The 13,840-nt window shown below is 71.5% G+C and carries 16 protein-coding genes, 1 tRNA gene and 1 pseudogene; 7 read left to right on the plus strand and 11 right to left on the minus strand.

The window, feature by feature from the left end; all coding sequences use genetic code 11:
- Positions 1–66 precede the first annotated feature (66 nt).
- Positions 67–246: a helix-turn-helix transcriptional regulator gene (locus tag DDE18_RS18790; protein WP_116573820.1), complete on the plus strand. Its 180-nt coding sequence runs from the start codon at positions 67–69 to the stop codon at positions 244–246.
- Between the two features lie 25 nt (positions 247–271).
- Complete coding sequence (locus DDE18_RS18795) at positions 272–1,369, plus strand: tyrosine-type recombinase/integrase (protein ID WP_116573821.1); 1,098 nt, start codon at positions 272–274, stop codon at positions 1,367–1,369.
- Positions 1,370–1,475: 106 nt separating this feature from the next.
- Here DDE18_RS18795 and DDE18_RS18800 read toward each other — a convergent pair.
- The 7 genes from DDE18_RS18800 to DDE18_RS18830 form a co-directional block, all read right to left on the minus strand.
- Positions 1,476–1,551 (minus strand) — tRNA-Ala (locus DDE18_RS18800).
- A 96-nt stretch (positions 1,552–1,647) separates the two neighbouring features.
- Positions 1,648–2,457: a divisome protein SepX/GlpR gene (sepX, locus tag DDE18_RS23110; protein ID WP_165821238.1), complete on the minus strand. Its 810-nt coding sequence runs from the start codon at positions 2,455–2,457 to the stop codon at positions 1,648–1,650.
- 81 nt (positions 2,458–2,538) lie between these two features.
- Complete coding sequence (locus tag DDE18_RS18810; protein ID WP_245916872.1) at positions 2,539–3,108, minus strand: GNAT family N-acetyltransferase; 570 nt, start codon at positions 3,106–3,108, stop codon at positions 2,539–2,541.
- A 23-nt stretch (positions 3,109–3,131) separates the two neighbouring features.
- On the minus strand, positions 3,132–3,614 hold the full coding sequence (locus tag DDE18_RS18815) for a MogA/MoaB family molybdenum cofactor biosynthesis protein (protein WP_116573823.1): 483 nt from the start codon (positions 3,612–3,614) through the stop codon (positions 3,132–3,134).
- Positions 3,611–4,087 (minus strand): cyclic pyranopterin monophosphate synthase MoaC, encoded by a 477-nt coding sequence (gene moaC / locus DDE18_RS18820; protein ID WP_211754636.1) that lies wholly within the window; start codon positions 4,085–4,087, stop codon positions 3,611–3,613. The genes DDE18_RS18815 and moaC overlap by 4 nt, the downstream gene beginning before the upstream one ends.
- 15 nt (positions 4,088–4,102) lie before the next feature.
- The gene (glp, locus tag DDE18_RS18825; RefSeq protein WP_116573824.1) at positions 4,103–5,332 is read right to left on the minus strand and encodes a molybdotransferase-like divisome protein Glp; all 1,230 of its coding nucleotides are present in this window, start codon (positions 5,330–5,332) and stop codon (positions 4,103–4,105) included.
- On the minus strand, positions 5,325–6,719 hold the full coding sequence (locus DDE18_RS18830; protein ID WP_116573825.1) for a UTP--glucose-1-phosphate uridylyltransferase: 1,395 nt from the start codon (positions 6,717–6,719) through the stop codon (positions 5,325–5,327). Before DDE18_RS18830 ends, glp begins: the two co-directional genes overlap by 8 nt.
- Before the next feature lie 22 nt (positions 6,720–6,741).
- Between DDE18_RS18830 and DDE18_RS18835 the strand changes: the two genes are divergently transcribed.
- Positions 6,742–7,341: a 5-formyltetrahydrofolate cyclo-ligase gene (locus DDE18_RS18835; protein ID WP_116573826.1), complete on the plus strand. Its 600-nt coding sequence runs from the start codon at positions 6,742–6,744 to the stop codon at positions 7,339–7,341.
- 8 nt (positions 7,342–7,349) lie between these two features.
- Here the strand turns inward: DDE18_RS18835 and DDE18_RS18840 are convergent, their stop codons facing one another.
- The gene (locus DDE18_RS18840; protein ID WP_116573827.1) at positions 7,350–9,992 is read right to left on the minus strand and encodes a penicillin acylase family protein; all 2,643 of its coding nucleotides are present in this window, start codon (positions 9,990–9,992) and stop codon (positions 7,350–7,352) included.
- 128 nt (positions 9,993–10,120) lie between these two features.
- Here DDE18_RS18840 and DDE18_RS23805 point away from each other — a divergent pair.
- A pseudogene (locus DDE18_RS23805) lies at positions 10,121–10,261 on the plus strand (FmdB family zinc ribbon protein); the annotation flags it as partial.
- 14 nt (positions 10,262–10,275) lie between these two features.
- Here the strand turns inward: DDE18_RS23805 and DDE18_RS23810 are convergent.
- On the minus strand, positions 10,276–10,482 hold the full coding sequence (locus tag DDE18_RS23810; protein ID WP_245916883.1) for a hypothetical protein: 207 nt from the start codon (positions 10,480–10,482) through the stop codon (positions 10,276–10,278).
- Between the two features lie 62 nt (positions 10,483–10,544).
- Between DDE18_RS23810 and DDE18_RS18850 the strand changes: the two genes are divergently transcribed.
- A complete protein-coding gene (locus tag DDE18_RS18850) occupies positions 10,545–11,174 on the plus strand; it encodes an SAF domain-containing protein (protein ID WP_116573829.1) in 630 nt (209 codons plus the stop codon).
- A gap of 61 nt (positions 11,175–11,235) precedes the next feature.
- Positions 11,236–11,574: an MscL family protein gene (locus tag DDE18_RS18855; RefSeq protein ID WP_116573830.1), complete on the plus strand. Its 339-nt coding sequence runs from the start codon at positions 11,236–11,238 to the stop codon at positions 11,572–11,574.
- 80 nt (positions 11,575–11,654) lie between these two features.
- Here the strand turns inward: DDE18_RS18855 and DDE18_RS18860 are convergent, their stop codons facing one another.
- Together DDE18_RS18860 and DDE18_RS18865 are read right to left on the minus strand one after the other, a co-directional pair.
- Entirely contained in the window at positions 11,655–11,840 is a 186-nt protein-coding gene (locus DDE18_RS18860; RefSeq protein WP_116573831.1) for a hypothetical protein, read from the minus strand.
- Complete coding sequence (locus DDE18_RS18865; protein WP_245916873.1) at positions 11,837–13,126, minus strand: LCP family protein; 1,290 nt, start codon at positions 13,124–13,126, stop codon at positions 11,837–11,839. The genes DDE18_RS18860 and DDE18_RS18865 overlap by 4 nt, the downstream gene beginning before the upstream one ends.
- Positions 13,127–13,341: 215 nt before the next feature.
- Here DDE18_RS18865 and DDE18_RS18870 point away from each other — a divergent pair, with 215 nt between their 5' ends.
- Positions 13,342–13,776 carry a VOC family protein gene (locus tag DDE18_RS18870; protein ID WP_116573833.1) on the plus strand — a complete coding sequence of 145 codons (435 nt, stop codon included), beginning with the start codon at positions 13,342–13,344 and terminating at the stop codon, positions 13,774–13,776.
- Positions 13,777–13,840 lie beyond the last annotated feature (64 nt).

Below are 13,840 nucleotides of genomic sequence, written 5' to 3' on the forward strand. Positions count from 1 at the left end.
GTTCTTAGGTGACCATCAGAGAATCGCGGGCGGCGCGTGCCGCCCCGGGTGGTCGGAGGTGACCAGATGGAAACGGTGGAGGAGATCCTCACCAGCAGTGAAGTGGCCAAGTGGATCCGGGTGTCGGAGTCGACGTTGTGCCGGTGGCGGCAGCGTGGGATGGGTCCGCGGGTGACGTGGATGACCCCGACGTGTCCGCGGTATCGGCGCCTCGACGTCGAGCAGTGGCTCGCGCGGGCGTCGTAGGCGCGCCGCGGGGAGGACGACGCACATGATCGAGATGACTCCCAGCGGCCGGTTCCGGGCGCGGCTGAAGAGCGGCCGGCAGTTCGTCGCCAGCCGGACCTTCGACACCAAGCGGGAGGCGAGCGACTGGCTCGCGCGAGAGAGGGCTGCCCTCGCCGGTGGGGTTGATCCCCGCACTGGACGCCGTCTCATGCGGGCGCTGTTGGAGGAGTGGTTGGCCATCCGCGAGTTCACGGTGGCGGCCAAGACGTATCGCACGGACCAGGCCCTGCAGCGGCTGGTCCCCACGAGCCTGCAGGCCATGCAGGTGTCGGCCGTCTCCGAGCGCGAGGTGGCCCGCTCGTTCGAGGCGTTGATCCAGCACGGTCTCAGCGAGCGATCGGTGGTCCGGTATCGCGCGAGCCTGTCCAGCTTCTTCGCCTGGTGCGTTCGGGAGAAGATCATCGTGCGGAACCCGGTGACCGGGACGAAGGTCCCCCGGTCCTCGGAGGAGCCCACCGAGATGCGGCCGTGGACGGAGGCGGAGCTCGAGGCCGCCTACGAGCGGTGGCACGAGCACGACCCGCACCTGGCCGACGTGTTGCTGGTGCTCGGCTGGACCGGGATGCGGTGGGGCGAGGCGCGGGCGGTGCTGGTCGAGGACGTGGTCGAGGTGCCGACGGCCGGTCTGCTCGTCCGCCGCTCGCACACCGAGGGCGGGACGGTGAAGGCGACCAAGGGCCGGCGCGGGCGCCGGGTGCCCGTGGCCGACCGGATCCTCCCGATCATCCGGCGGCTCATCGTCTCCAAGGAGCCGACCGACCTGCTGCTGACCACCACGGGCGGTGCCCGCCTGCACCGCACGGCCGTGCTACGGACGGTGAAGTGGGACCGCACCGGCGGCGGTCGGCGAATCCACGACCTGCGGCACACCGCGGCGTGCTTGTGGCTGGCACGGGGCGTGGACCCGGGCACGGTCCAGGCGTGGATGGGACACGAGTCGATCGCCACCACCAACCGGTACCTGCACTTCCTGGGCACCTCGGCCGACCAGGCGGGGCTGGAGCGTCTCAACGACCCCAGCCGGGGCCCCCGCCACGGCCCCGCGCGGGCAGCACCGAGGCCCGGGGTACGCGGGGGGTAAGCGGACGCACTTTGCCGACGAACATCACCGGTGTCAGTCCCGCGGCGTGAAGGGCAGGACATGCGAGAACCCGCAGGTCAGGGCGACCTGCGGGTTCTTCGTCACGTGGTGGAGCTGAGGGGATTCGAACCCCTGACCTTCTCATTGCGAACGAGACGCGCTACCAACTGCGCCACAGCCCCATGCGAGGGAAGAACATAGCACCAGCCGCTGGGCGGCTCCCAATCGAGATCGTGGCCGATCCGGGACACCAGGTGGGGCCGATCGACCGCGCTGTCTCAGGAGCCGCTGGCGCGCCGTTGGGCGGCGGCGGCGTCGCGGGCAGCGCGCTCCGACTGCTCTGCCTCGCGGGCCAGCGCCGAGTCGCCCTCGATGCGGCCCGAGGTCCACACCCCGGTGGACTCGAGGTCGATCGTCTGGACGGTACGCCGCGTGGCGGCCGGCTTGGTGACGTAGGTCGGGAGCGTCGTGGGGACCATGTCCCAGGCGCCCGGGGCCGCAGCCGCAGCGACCACGGGCTCTTCGACGGCGGCCGGTTCATCGACGACTTCGGGCTGGTCCTCGACCGGGATGCGGGCCTCGACATCGGGCACCGCCTGTGCCCTGAGACCGCGGGCCGCCGAGCGAGCAGCCGCGCGCTCCGACTTCACCATCAGGCGGCAGGCGACGAGCCAGGCGACGAGCATGGTCGCCGGGGCCGCGACCCAGGGCCAGACGACCAGCTTGCCGACCGCGAGGCCGATCACGACGGCGTTGGCGAGGATGACCAGGAAGAGGACGCGGCGGCGACGGCGGGCCGCCCGACGGGCGGCCTCACGGCGCACGGCGAGCGGGGTCACGGAGACCGGCCGCTCGGGGCGAGCCTTGGTGGAGACGGTCGTCCCGGACGGCGCGCGCCCCGGAGTGACGACGAGGCGGGCGTCGCGGCGGCTCACCGGCTCGCGGCGGGCCAGCACGCGCATGCGGTGCGAGAAGCGGTCGACCGAACGGCTGCGCACCACCTCGTCGTGGTGCTTGAGCGCCTTCGGGACGAGGTAGACGGCCCACGCGACTGCGAGGGCGACGAAGATCAGTGCGCTCAGGTCCACGCCTCGAAGGTTAGTTCGCTAGCGCAGGATGGGGCGGATGTCCACAGGTGTGTCGCAAGACAACCCGTGTGACTGGTGGGATTAGTGCCTCCGCACCCGCTCCACCAGTCCGCCGGGGCAGTCCTCGGCGGTCACCTGGAAGATCCGGTGGTCGCGCCAGTCGCCGTCGATGTGCAGGAATCGCGGGGCGTAGCCGACCTCGGTGAGGCCGAGCTTCTCCACCACCCGCAGGGAGTTGGAGTTCTCCGGCCGGACGCACACCTCGATCCGGTGCAGCCCGACCGGCCCCAGGCAGTGGTCGACGACCATCGCCACCGCGAGCGGCATGATCCCGCGTCCGGCCACACGCTGGTCGAGCCAGTAGCCGACCGAGGCGGACTGCGCCGACCCGCGCTGCACGTTGTTGACGGTCACCTGCCCGGAGAACTGGTCGTCCACCTCGATCGCGAACGGCAGCGACGCGCCCTCGCGGGCCAGCTTGCGGAGGTGGCGGATCACGTCGCGGTAGCCCGTCGCTCGCTGGCTCGAGCCGGGCGGCATCGTGGCCTCCCAGCGGCGCAGCCACTCGATGTTGCGCTCGCGCACCGCCTGCCAGTCGCGCCCGTCGGTGCCCTCGATGGGGCGCAGGGTGACCGCTCCGTGCTGCAGCACGACAGGCCAGCCCGGAGTGCCGGTCAATGGTCGCTCCCGCGGATCTGCTCCACGGTGTGCCGCAGCAGGGGCCGGAGCACCTCGAGCCCGTCCTTCACGCCGCCGCGCGAGCCCGGGAGATTGACGACCAGGCAGTCCCCGACGACCCCGGCCAGCCCGCGCGAGAGCGAGGCGGTCGGCACGCCTGCCGCGACGCCGTACGCACGGATCGCCTCGGCGATGCCGGGCACCTCCCGCTCCAGCACCCCCCGGGTCACCTCGGGGGTGCGGTCGGTGGGGGTGAGTCCGGTGCCGCCGGTGGTGAGTACGACGCGCGCGCCGGCGTCAGCGGCGGCGCGGATCGCCTGCCCCACGGGCTCCCCGTCGGGCACGACGGCCGGTGGCTCGCAGGCGAAGCCCTGCTCGCGCAGGAAGTCGACGATCAGCGGGCCCGTCTCGTCGGCGTAGACCCCTGCGGCGGCGCGGTTGGACGCGACGACGACGGCTCCCTTCAGCGGCTCGGTCACGGCCGGACCCAGTCGCCGGACTTTCCGCCCGTCTTGGTCTCGACGCGGATGTCGGTGATCACCGCGGCCTTGTCTACCGCCTTGACCATGTCGACCACGGTGAGGGCAGCGACGGAGACGGCGGTGAGCGCCTCCATCTCCACGCCCGTGCGGTCGGTGGTGGAGACGGTCGCGACGATCTCGACGGCGTCGTCGGCGACGGTCAGGTCGACGCTGACCGCGGAGAGCGCCAGGGGGTGGCAGAGCGGGATCAGCGACGGCGTCTGCTTGGCGCCCATGATCCCGGCGAGCCGGGCCACGGCGAGGGTGTCGCCCTTCGGCACCCCGGCCCCGCGCAGCAGCGCGACGACGTCGGCAGAGACGAGCACCCGGCCCGACGCCGAGGCCGTGCGCGCGGTGACCGCCTTGGCCGACACGTCGACCATGCGTGCGGCGCCCGCCTCGTCCACGTGGGTCAGCCGGTGCTCCGTCATCAGCACTCGCCCCTCTCAGAAGTCTTCGTCCAGCAGCAGGACCTGCACCATCTCACCCGCGGAGATCGACGTCGCGTCCTCCGGCACCACCACGAGGGCGTTGGCCGCCGCCAGGTCGCCGAGCAGGTGCGAGCCGTGGCCGCCGACCGGGGTGACGAACGCCCCGCCGCGGTCGACGTCGTACAGCACCCGCACGAACTGCCGCTTGCCCGCCGGCGAGGAGACCGGGTGCGTCAGCCGCGCCCGGCGCACCGGCCGCGAGTAGGGCAGCTTGCCCATCATCCGTCGGATCGCGGGCAGCACGAAGGTCTCGAAGGAGACGTAGGAGGACACGGGGTTGCCGGGCAGCGTGAAGATCGGGGTGTTGTCGTCGCCGATCGTGCCGAAGCCCTGCGGCTTGCCGGGCTGCATCGCGACCCCGCCGAACCACACCGTGCCGAGGGAACGAAGTGCCTCCTTGACGACGTCGTAGTCCCCCTCGCTCACCCCGCCGCTCGTCACGACGAGGTCGGCACGGACCAGCTGGTCGCTGAGCGCGTCGGTGAAGGTCCGGGGGTCGTCGGGCACGATCCCGACGCGGTAGGCGATCGCGCCGGCAGCGCGCGCGGACGCGGCCAGGAGGTAGGAGTTGCCGTCGTAGATGGAGTCGCGGCCCAGCGGGGTGCCGGGGTCGCGCAGCTCCGAGCCGGTGGAGAGTACGACGACGCGCGGGCGTGGCCGGCAGCGCACCGTGGCGCGGCCGACCGCGGCGAGCAGGCCGAGGTGGCGCGGCCCGAGCACGGTGCCGTGCTCGAGCAGCATGTCGCCCTCGGCGACGTCGTCGCCCGCCCGGCGGATGTGCTGGCCGTCCGACGGCGCGCGGGTGATGCGCACCTGCGCGACCCCACGGTCGGTCCACTCGTAGGGCACCACGGCGGTGCAGCCGCGCGGCACGGGGGCGCCGGTCATGATCTTGACGGCCGTGCCGGGCGACATCGCCATCAGCCCGGACCGGCCGGCGCCGATCTCGCCGACGACCGGGAGGTGCACCGGGGACTCCTCGGTCGCGGTGACGACGTCGGCGTGGGACACGGCGTACCCGTCCATCGAGGAGTTGTCGAAGGACGGCAGCGAGATGGGCGCGACGACGTCCTCGGCGAGGGCCAGCCCGAGGGCGTCCATCAGCGGCTGGGGGAAGTCGGGCAGCGGCGAGACCGTCGCCAGGATCCGCTCGACCAGCTCGGGGACCGGGAGCAGGTCAGCCATTCCCGGGCACACCGTCACCGAGGACAGCGCCGGCCTCGACGCGCTCGGCCTGCTTGGCCTCGAGCGAGACCTCGCCGCGGACCTTGACGCCGTGCCCGAAGGTGACGTCGCCGTCCACGCGGAAGGACTTCGCCTCCCTGAGGCTGGGCGCGCCCTCGGGGAACCGCTTGTCGAAGTCGCCGACCAGCTTGTAGAAGTCGCCGTCGAGGTCGACGAACGGGACGTGGTCGGTGGCCGGGTCGAGGACGAAGTCCGACCCGATGTCGTAGATGTCCGAGCGCAGCACCAGCAGGTCGTTGGTGGTCTTCACCGGGACGAAGCGGCTGCGGTCGACCTCGATGGTCGTCGAGTCGGGGAAGACCTCGATGGCGGCCCCCATCGCGGTCTCGATCTGGATCACCTTCGGCGTCGAGGGATCGCCCGGGTCGACGGTCTTCTCGTTGCGGATCAGTGGCAGCCCGAGGACACCCTCTCGGGCGTCGAGGATGTCGGCCATCGCCTGCACGTCGAACCACAGGTTGTTGGTCGACATGTAGCGGTGCCGGGTGAAGTCGGCGAACGCCAACCTGTCGGCGTCGAGGATCTGCGACGTCTCGCGCAGGATGATCCGCCCGTCCTGCTTGCGGCGGGCGAAGTGGCCACCCTTGCGGTCGGAGGCCGTGCGGCGTACGGCCTCGATGGCGAATGGTGCGCCGCTCGTGGCGAACCAGCCGGCCACCCGGGCGTCAGGCACCGCACCGAGGTTGTCGGAGTTGGAGACGAAGACGTACTTGTAGCCGGCCTCGACCAGCCTGGCCAGCAGGCCGGTGCCGCGCAGCGCTGTGTAGAGGTCGCCGTGGCCGGGCGGACACCACTCCAGGTCGGGGTCCTTGGGCCAGGACACCGGCAGCAGCGAGTCGGCGAGCAGCTTGGGCTCCTTGTTCTGCAGGAACTCCAGCGGCAGGCCCGTGACCGGCAGGTCGGTGTAGCGCTCCAGCGCGGCCATCGTGTCGGCGCTGGTGCGGAAGGAGTTCATGAACATCAGCGGCAGCGGCGCGTCGTACTCCTTGCGGAGGTGCAGCACCTGCCGGGCGATGATGTCGAGGAAGCTCAGCCCGCGCCGGACGCACAGCAGCGACTTCGCGCGGTCCATGCCCATGGACGTGCCGAGGCCGCCGTTGAGCTTGATCACGCACGTCTGCCGGATGGCATCCGCTGCCGCGTCGTCGGGGACTTCGACGTCAGCCAGAGACGTCATGTCGAGCGGTTCGATCGCCGACTCGGGGATCATCCCGGTCTCGCCGTGCTCGAGGAGGCGGTAGTAGTGCGCGAAGGTGTCGATCGCGACCGGGTCGACACCCGCGTCCTGCATCTTCGCGCGAGCGAGCTCGAGGCCTTTGCTACCCATGCTCCGATCGTAGGCTGATCCCGTGCAAGCGCCACTCGACCCCCCATCCGCCGCCGCGAAGTCGGCCCTCCGCGACCAGGTGCTCGCGGCCCGGCGGCGGCGTCCGCTGGCCGATTCGGCCCACGAGGCGGCGGCGATCGCGGAGCACCTGACGGCCTGGGAGGAGGTACGCCGCGCGGCCACCGTCGCGGCGTACGTCTCCGTCGGGCGCGAGCCCGGGACCGGGGTGCTGCTCGACCTCCTCGTCGCCCAGGGCAAGCGCGTGCTGCTGCCCGTGCTGCTGCCGGACCTCGACCTCGACTGGGCGGCCTACCACGGGCCGACGTCGCTGGCGCCTGCCTCGCGCGGCCTCCTCGAGCCCTTGTCGCCTCCGCTCGGTGTCTCTGCCGTGGCGGCCGCCGACGTGGTGCTGGTCCCCGGCCTCGCGGCCTCGCGGACCGGTGAGCGGCTCGGCCGCGGCGGCGGCTCCTACGACCGCGCGCTGGCCCGCGTGCCCGTCGGCACGCCCGTCGTGGTGCTGCTCCACGACGACGAGGTGGGGCTCGACGTGCCCGTCGACGCCCACGACCGGCGGGTCACCCACGCCGTGACCCCGTCGGGGGTCGTGGCCCTGACGGAGTGAGCGCCGAGCTACTCCTCCGGCGCCGGCTCCAGCACCAGCACGTCCTCGCCGGCCTCGGTCACGGCCTCGCGCGAGAAGGCCCACGGGAGGTACTCCCCGTCCACGAAGAGCTCCGTCTGGTCGACGTAGTGCGGGGAGACCGGGTGGCCGGAGACCCCGGTCAGGTTGATCCAGCGCGAGTCGTCGAAGTCGGCGAGTGAGACGACCATCCGCATCGACGGTGCCGCGCTCACGCCGTACCCCAGCGTCGCGTCCCACGACATGGCGTTGACGATGGCCGGCCCGCCACCCACCTCGTAGCCGGTGCGGTTGAAGAGCCGCTCCACGAGCGCGATGCCGGACTCGCCGAGCGTCGAGCTGCGCAGGTCGAGGCGGTGCAGGTGGCCCCACGTCCAGTCGGACGGGTCGAGCGAGCGGCGCTTCGTCAGCTCGTCGCGCGCGTCCATCATCGCCTGCCGCAGGATGTCGTCGCGCGTCTCCACGACCTCGTGGGTGGTCTTGTCGTCCCACCAGGCGGAGGCCGGGTCCTCGAGCTGGGCGCTGACGACGCCGATCCAGCGGTCGCCGCCGTGGGGCCAGTTGCCCTCGCGGAGGTCGTCGTGGAAGGCCAGCCGCAGCAGGTTGCTCCACACGACGCTGAAGTACGCCGCAGCCGCGCTGTCGGCGGGCTGGGTGAAGTCCCACTCGGCGAGCAGCTCCTGGCCGTCGCGGTAGTAGGCACTCGGCAGGTCGCCGATGTCGAGCAGGTAGGGCACCAGGACGGGCGCCAGCGGGTTGGCGGTGTCGAGCTGGATGGCGGCCATGTCCGCGACCGAGAGCTCGCCCTCGTGCTCGAGGAGCAGGCGGATCCGGGTCGCGCGATAGCCGCGGTCCCAGTCGGTGGTGATGTGCCAGGGGTAGGACTCGCCGACGACCGCCTGGTTGGCCGTGACGATGAAGCCCTCGTCGGGGTCGAGCACGGAGGGCAGCCCGTCGAAGGGGATGTAGTCGCCGGTCCAGTCGTTGGCCGACACCCAGCCCTCGGCGGGCATCCGGCCGTCATTGCCCGACTTGCGGATCGGGATGCGTCCGGGCGCCTGGTAGCCGATGTGGCCCTCGCGGTCGGCGTAGACGAGGTTCTGCGCCGGCACCGCGAAGTCGGCCGCGGCGTCGCGGAACTCGTCCCAGTTGCTCGCGCGGTTGAGCTCGAGGATCGCGTCCGCCGTCGGCTGCGGGTCGAGGGCCGTCCAGGCCAGCGCCACGGCGTACCCGTTGCCGCGCTCCCCCGGCACGTCCGTCGGGGCGTTGGCGCCGACGGTGCTGAACTCGGCCGAGACGTCGCTGATCAGGGGGCCGTGCGCGGTCTCGCGGATCTGGAGCTGGAAGTCCTCCCCGTCGCGCACCTTGATCGTCTCCTGGCGCAGCTCCAGCGGCTTGGCCTTGCCGTCCTGCAGCCAGGTCGCTCCCTCGATCTGCTCGAGGTAGAGGTCGGTGACGTCCGGCCCGAGGTTGGTGAAGCCCCAGGCGATGTCGGCGTTGTGGCCGATGACCACCCCGGGCACGCCGCTGAACGTGAAGCCCGAGGTGTCGAGCGTGCAGTCGAGGGTCATCTCCCGGCAGTGCAGCCCCATCTGCATCCAGATGCCCGGCATGCTCACGCCCAGGTGGGGGTCGTTGGCCAGGATCGGCATGCCCGTGGCGCTGTGCTCCCCGTCCACGACCCACGAGTTGGAGCCGATGCCGTCACCGCGGCCGAGGAGGTCGGGCATGGCGGCGACGTCCCGGCGGACCCGCTCGAGCGCGTCGACGACCTCCTGGGGGTACGCCGGACGGCGGGGGTTGCGCGTCGAGTTGCCCGACGCGTGCTGCTCGAAGACGCCGTCGACGACACCGCCGCCCTGGACGATCGGCGGATGCTGGTCGTAGGGGTAGGGCGGGTAGAGCTGCGCGACCTGGGCGGGGTCGTGGTCGAGGGAGGCCATCACCCGGTCGATCTCCTCGACCATGTTGCCGCGCAGGTCCCACGCCATCGCCTTGAGCCACGCCAGCGAGTCGACCTCGGTCCACGGCTCGGGGGTGTAGCGCAGCCCGGCGAGCCCCATGACGGCGTACTCCTCGGCCAGCCGGGTTGGCCCCCGCTGGTCGAGGTAGGCGTTGACCCCCTCGGCGTACTCGCCCAGCAGCTCGCGCGTGTCGGGTGACACCAGGGCGAGCTCGCGCTCGGCGACCCGGCGCCAGCCCATGGTGCGGATGAACTTGTCTGTCTGCAGCGCGTCCTCGCCGAACAGCTCGGCCAGCCGGCCGCTCGTCACGTGGCGACGCAGGTCCATCTCGAAGAAGCGCTCCTGCGCGTGGACGAACCCCTGCGCGCGGGCCAGGTCGGCGTCGGTGTCACCGTAGAGGTGCGGGATGCCGTGCGCGTCGCGGACCACCTCGACGCTCGCCGACAGGCCCGGCACCTCGAGGGTGCCGTCGACCTCCGGCAGCGCACGGCGCAGCACCACGTAGCCAGATGCCGCGACCAGCGCCAGCACGAGCAGCACGGCGACCAGGGTGTAGCAGGGCCAGCGCACCGCGCGGGGCGCGGCCTTGAAGAGATGCCACAGCGAGGGGTCGTCCGCCTTCCCGGAGTCGGTGTCCGGGGTCCGCGGGGATGCCTGCTGCTCGGTCATCGCCCCGCATTGTGCCGTAACATTGGCAGTCGTCCCGGGCGAGTGCCAGCGGACACGTCGTCGTGTCGCCCACAGCCGGGGACATGTTCTTGCCACCACACGTGGATGTCCGAGCCGGGAGTCACGAGATGCCGACCTACCAGTACGCCTGCACCGAGTGCGGCCACGCCTTCGAGAAGGTCCAGAGCTTCAGCGACGACGCGCTGACCCACTGCCCCGAGTGCGACGGGCGGCTGCGCAAGGTGTTCAACGCCGTCGGCGTCGTCTTCAAGGGATCGGGGTTCTACCGCACCGACAGCCGCTCCGGCTCCTCCACCTCGGCCGGCGCCTCGTCGAGCACCTCGTCGAGCGGGTCGTCGACCTCCGGCGCCTCGGGCTCGTCCTCCTCGGACTCGAAGCCCGCCGCCACGACGGCGTCCTCCAGCTCCTCCAGCTCCGACTGATCCCTCTCGATGGTCGCGTAGCCGACCGAGGGACGAGGGAGGCGCATCGAGACCCCATCCCTGTGGATGAGCACCGCCAGCCGCCGCCCCTCCCGCCTAGCGTCGGGGTATGGCTCCCCACACTCCCCGGCTGGGCGGCGTACGCCGTCGCGTGAGGTCGGCGCGCCGGGCCGTCCTCGCCCGGCGCCGCCCGCTCGCGGCGCTGCTGGCCACGGCCGCCGTCCTGGTCGGGCTCCGCACGGTCGCTCCGCCGCCGGCCACGACCGGCGTACTCGTCGCGGCTCGCGACCTGCCCGCAGGCACCACCCTGACCACGGACGACCTGACCACGGCGGCGTTCGCGGACGGCACGGCGCCGAGTGCGCTGGCGGAGGAGCCCGTGGGGCGCACGCTGGCCGCGCCCGTCGCTGCGGGCGAGCCGATCACCGGCCCGCGGCTGCTCGGTGACGGCCTGGCGGCGGCCCACGAGGGGCTCGCGGTCCTGCCCGTGCGCCTCTCGGACGCCGGCGCGGCAGCACTGCTCCGACCGGGCGACCACATCGACCTCCTGGCGACGGCGCCCTCGGGTGACACGCGGACCGTCGCGGAGGATGTGCGGGTCATCACGCTCGGCCCCGAAGGTGAGGGCGATTCACGCCTGACCGGGCGCCTGGTCGTGATCGGGGTCACCGAAGGGTCGAGGGAGCTCGTCGCCTCCGCGTCGGTCTCGGAGTTCCTCAGCTACACCTACAGCGGTTAGCGTGGCCGGCTGACAAGTCATTGACCGGCTCCGATCTCGGGGTCAGAGAAGGAGATCCACCGTGAGCGGATTCAAGAACTTCCTCCTCCGCGGCAACCTCGTCGAGGTCGCCGTCGCCCTGATCATGGCGCTGTCGTTCGCCGCCGTCGTCTCGACGTTCGTCGAGTGGCTGACCGGCCTCATGCCCGAGTCGGCCTACTTCTCCACCGAGGAGCAGAGCTTCGGCGCGTTCCTCAACGCCGTCGTCTCCTTCGTGCTGCTCGCTACCGTCGTCTACTTCCTGATCGTGGCGCCCTACACCAGGGCCAAGGAGCGCTTCTTCCCCGGCGAGGCCGCCGGCCCGAGCGACACCGAGCTGCTCACCGAGATCCGCGACCTGCTCGCCTCGAAGGGCGTCTGAGCCTGACATCTTCGCCGCACGGCCCGTCCCCTCGGGGCGGGCCGGGTGCTATTTCGGCGCCGCCGGATCCCCTTGCAGCGTCAGTCGCCGTGGTGCGGCGGGACCTGCTCACGCAGCCACTGGTCGCCGCTCGACTCGCCCGCCCCGGCCTCGGGATCACGCTCGTCCGCGGTGGTCTCAGGGAGTACGTCGCCGAACACCGCCGCGAGGCGGGCGCGGCGCATCCACTCCGGCTCGGGAGTGGTCGTGTCGGGCTCGCGGGTCATGCGCACAGCCCGAGCTGCTCGGCCTCCTCGGCCGACAGCGTGCTGGTCGGGCTCGCCGAGGGAGAAGCCGTCCCGGACGGCGACTCGGTCTCGCCCGGCGACGCCGTCTCCGATGGCGACTCGGTCTCGCTGGACTCGGTCTCCGAGGGGCTCGGGGAGTCGGAGCCGGTCTTCGACGGCTGGGCGGTCGGGGACGGCGACTCGGAGCCGGGCGGCTGCTGGGCGCTGATCGCGCCGTCGGTCAGGCGCGAGGTGAGCGGCTTGTCGGCGGCGATCTTCTTCCAGAGGCGCTTGGCGTCGGGCTGCTTCCAGAACACCCGGCCACGGAACTCCGAGTCCGAGGGGTAGTAGCCGTTGGGCACCGTGACGAACTGGATGTTGCCCAGGCCGATGTCTTGGAACTCCAGTGCCAGCTGGGCGATCTTCGTGACGTTCTGCAGGCCCTCGTCGACCGTGAGCGACTTGGTGGCGGCGTTGAGGAAGCTCACGACCCGAGCGGGGTTGGCCAGGGTGCCGGCCGACACGACCTTGTTGACCATGGAGGCGATGAAGGCCTGCTGGCGCTTGATCCGGCCGAGGTCCGAGCCGTCTCCGATGTTGTAGCGGACCCGCACGTAGGACAGCGCCTCGTCACCCTTGAGGACCCTGTCACCGGCCTCGATGTGGATGTTGTGCGCCGGGTCCTCGAAGTCGCGCGGGATGCAGACGTCGACTCCGCCGATCGCGTCCACCATGTCCTTGAAGCCGTTGAAGTCGACGACCACGAAGTGGTGGACGCGTACGCCGGTGGCCTCCTGGAACTGCTCGATCGTGCAGGCCTCCTCCCCCAGCCCGAACGCCTCGTTCCACATCACGTTCTCGCCACCCGGGATCTCGTTGTCGGCGCCGCAGTCGGGGCGGGTGACGAGCGAGTCGCGCGGGATCGAGACACCGTAGGCGCGAGTGCGGTCGGCCGAGAGGTGGAAGAGGATCGTGGTGTCCGAGCCTGCGCCGCCCTCGCCGTCGATCTGGTTGCCCTCACCCTCGCGGGTGTCGGACCCCATGACCAGCACGTTCATCGGCTTCTGCGGGCCGGTGACGACCTCTTCGGGCGCGTTGTCGACCTCGTCGAAGGCATCGGACACCGTCAGGTTTCCGTTGAGGTGGCGGTAGAGGAAGACCACGGACAGTGCGGTGACGAGCCCGAGCACGACCAGCGAGACCAGGAGCACCTGACCCACGGTGTGCTTGCGCCGGCTGCGACCACGGCGCCGCGGAGCAGCCGCGGACGTCGGCTCTTGTGACACGCGCAACACCTTCCCGGGACGACTTGACGAGTCGCAACCTACGCGACTACCCCCATTGTCCCGCGTGACCCGTCCGCGTGCCGAATCGGAACCACGCAGGGTCGCGCCGCTGACGGCTCGGACGGGTGCGGCCCCGTGATCGCTTGTCCCCGCCATGTCACGCGAGACCGGAAACCGCGTGGCGAGGGCTGGGTCCGCGTCTCTAGGGTGGGTCCATGGCGTCGGTCAAGCAGTTCCAGGTCACCTTCGACTGCGCAGAACCTGAGCGCGTCGCTCGCTTCTGGTGCGAGGTGTTGGGATACGTCGTACCGCCGCCACCGGAGGGGTTCGCCACGTGGGAGGACTTCGATCGCACGCAGCCGCCCGAGGAGCAGGGTTCGTGGTTCGCATGCATGGATCCCTCAGGTGCGGGTCCGCGACTGTTCTTCCAGCGGGTTCCCGAAGGCAAGGTCGTCAAGAACCGGCTGCACCTCGACGTGCGGGTCGGCACCGGGCTCGTGGGTGAAGAGCGCCTGGCCGCACTCGAGGCCGAGTGCGCACGGCTGCTCCCACTCGGCGCTTCACGCGTGCGACTGCTGCGTGCCGACGGCGTCAACGAGTCCTGCCTCGTGATGCAGGACATCGAGGGCAACGAGTTCTGTCTCGACTGAGAGGGGCACTTCTCGGTCACGCCCGGGGGCCGCATTCGCCACGTCCACGGCCTGCTGACAAAAT

Origin of the sequence: Nocardioides gansuensis (genome assembly GCF_003076135.1) — a bacterium.
GTDB lineage: Bacteria > Actinomycetota > Actinomycetes > Propionibacteriales > Nocardioidaceae > Nocardioides > Nocardioides gansuensis.

What these genes read in the sequence shown, in the direction of transcription:
- DDE18_RS23810 (WP_245916883.1), bottom strand. Translation starts at nt 10,482, where the DNA reads ATGCGCCTCCCTCGTCCCTCGGTCGGCTACGCGACCATCGAGAGGGAT.
- DDE18_RS18790 (WP_116573820.1), top strand. Translation starts at nt 67, where the DNA reads ATGGAAACGGTGGAGGAGATCCTCACCAGCAGTGAAGTGGCCAAGTGG.
- moaC (WP_211754636.1), bottom strand. Translation starts at nt 4,087, where the DNA reads ATGACGGAGCACCGGCTGACCCACGTGGACGAGGCGGGCGCCGCACGC.
- DDE18_RS18860 (WP_116573831.1), bottom strand. Translation starts at nt 11,840, where the DNA reads ATGACCCGCGAGCCCGACACGACCACTCCCGAGCCGGAGTGGATGCGC.
- DDE18_RS18795 (WP_116573821.1), top strand. Translation starts at nt 272, where the DNA reads ATGATCGAGATGACTCCCAGCGGCCGGTTCCGGGCGCGGCTGAAGAGC.
- DDE18_RS18870 (WP_116573833.1), top strand. Translation starts at nt 13,342, where the DNA reads ATGGCGTCGGTCAAGCAGTTCCAGGTCACCTTCGACTGCGCAGAACCT.
- DDE18_RS18840 (WP_116573827.1), bottom strand. Translation starts at nt 9,992, where the DNA reads ATGACCGAGCAGCAGGCATCCCCGCGGACCCCGGACACCGACTCCGGG.
- DDE18_RS18830 (WP_116573825.1), bottom strand. Translation starts at nt 6,719, where the DNA reads ATGGGTAGCAAAGGCCTCGAGCTCGCTCGCGCGAAGATGCAGGACGCG.
- glp (WP_116573824.1), bottom strand. Translation starts at nt 5,332, where the DNA reads ATGGCTGACCTGCTCCCGGTCCCCGAGCTGGTCGAGCGGATCCTGGCG.
- DDE18_RS18850 (WP_116573829.1), top strand. Translation starts at nt 10,545, where the DNA reads ATGGCTCCCCACACTCCCCGGCTGGGCGGCGTACGCCGTCGCGTGAGG.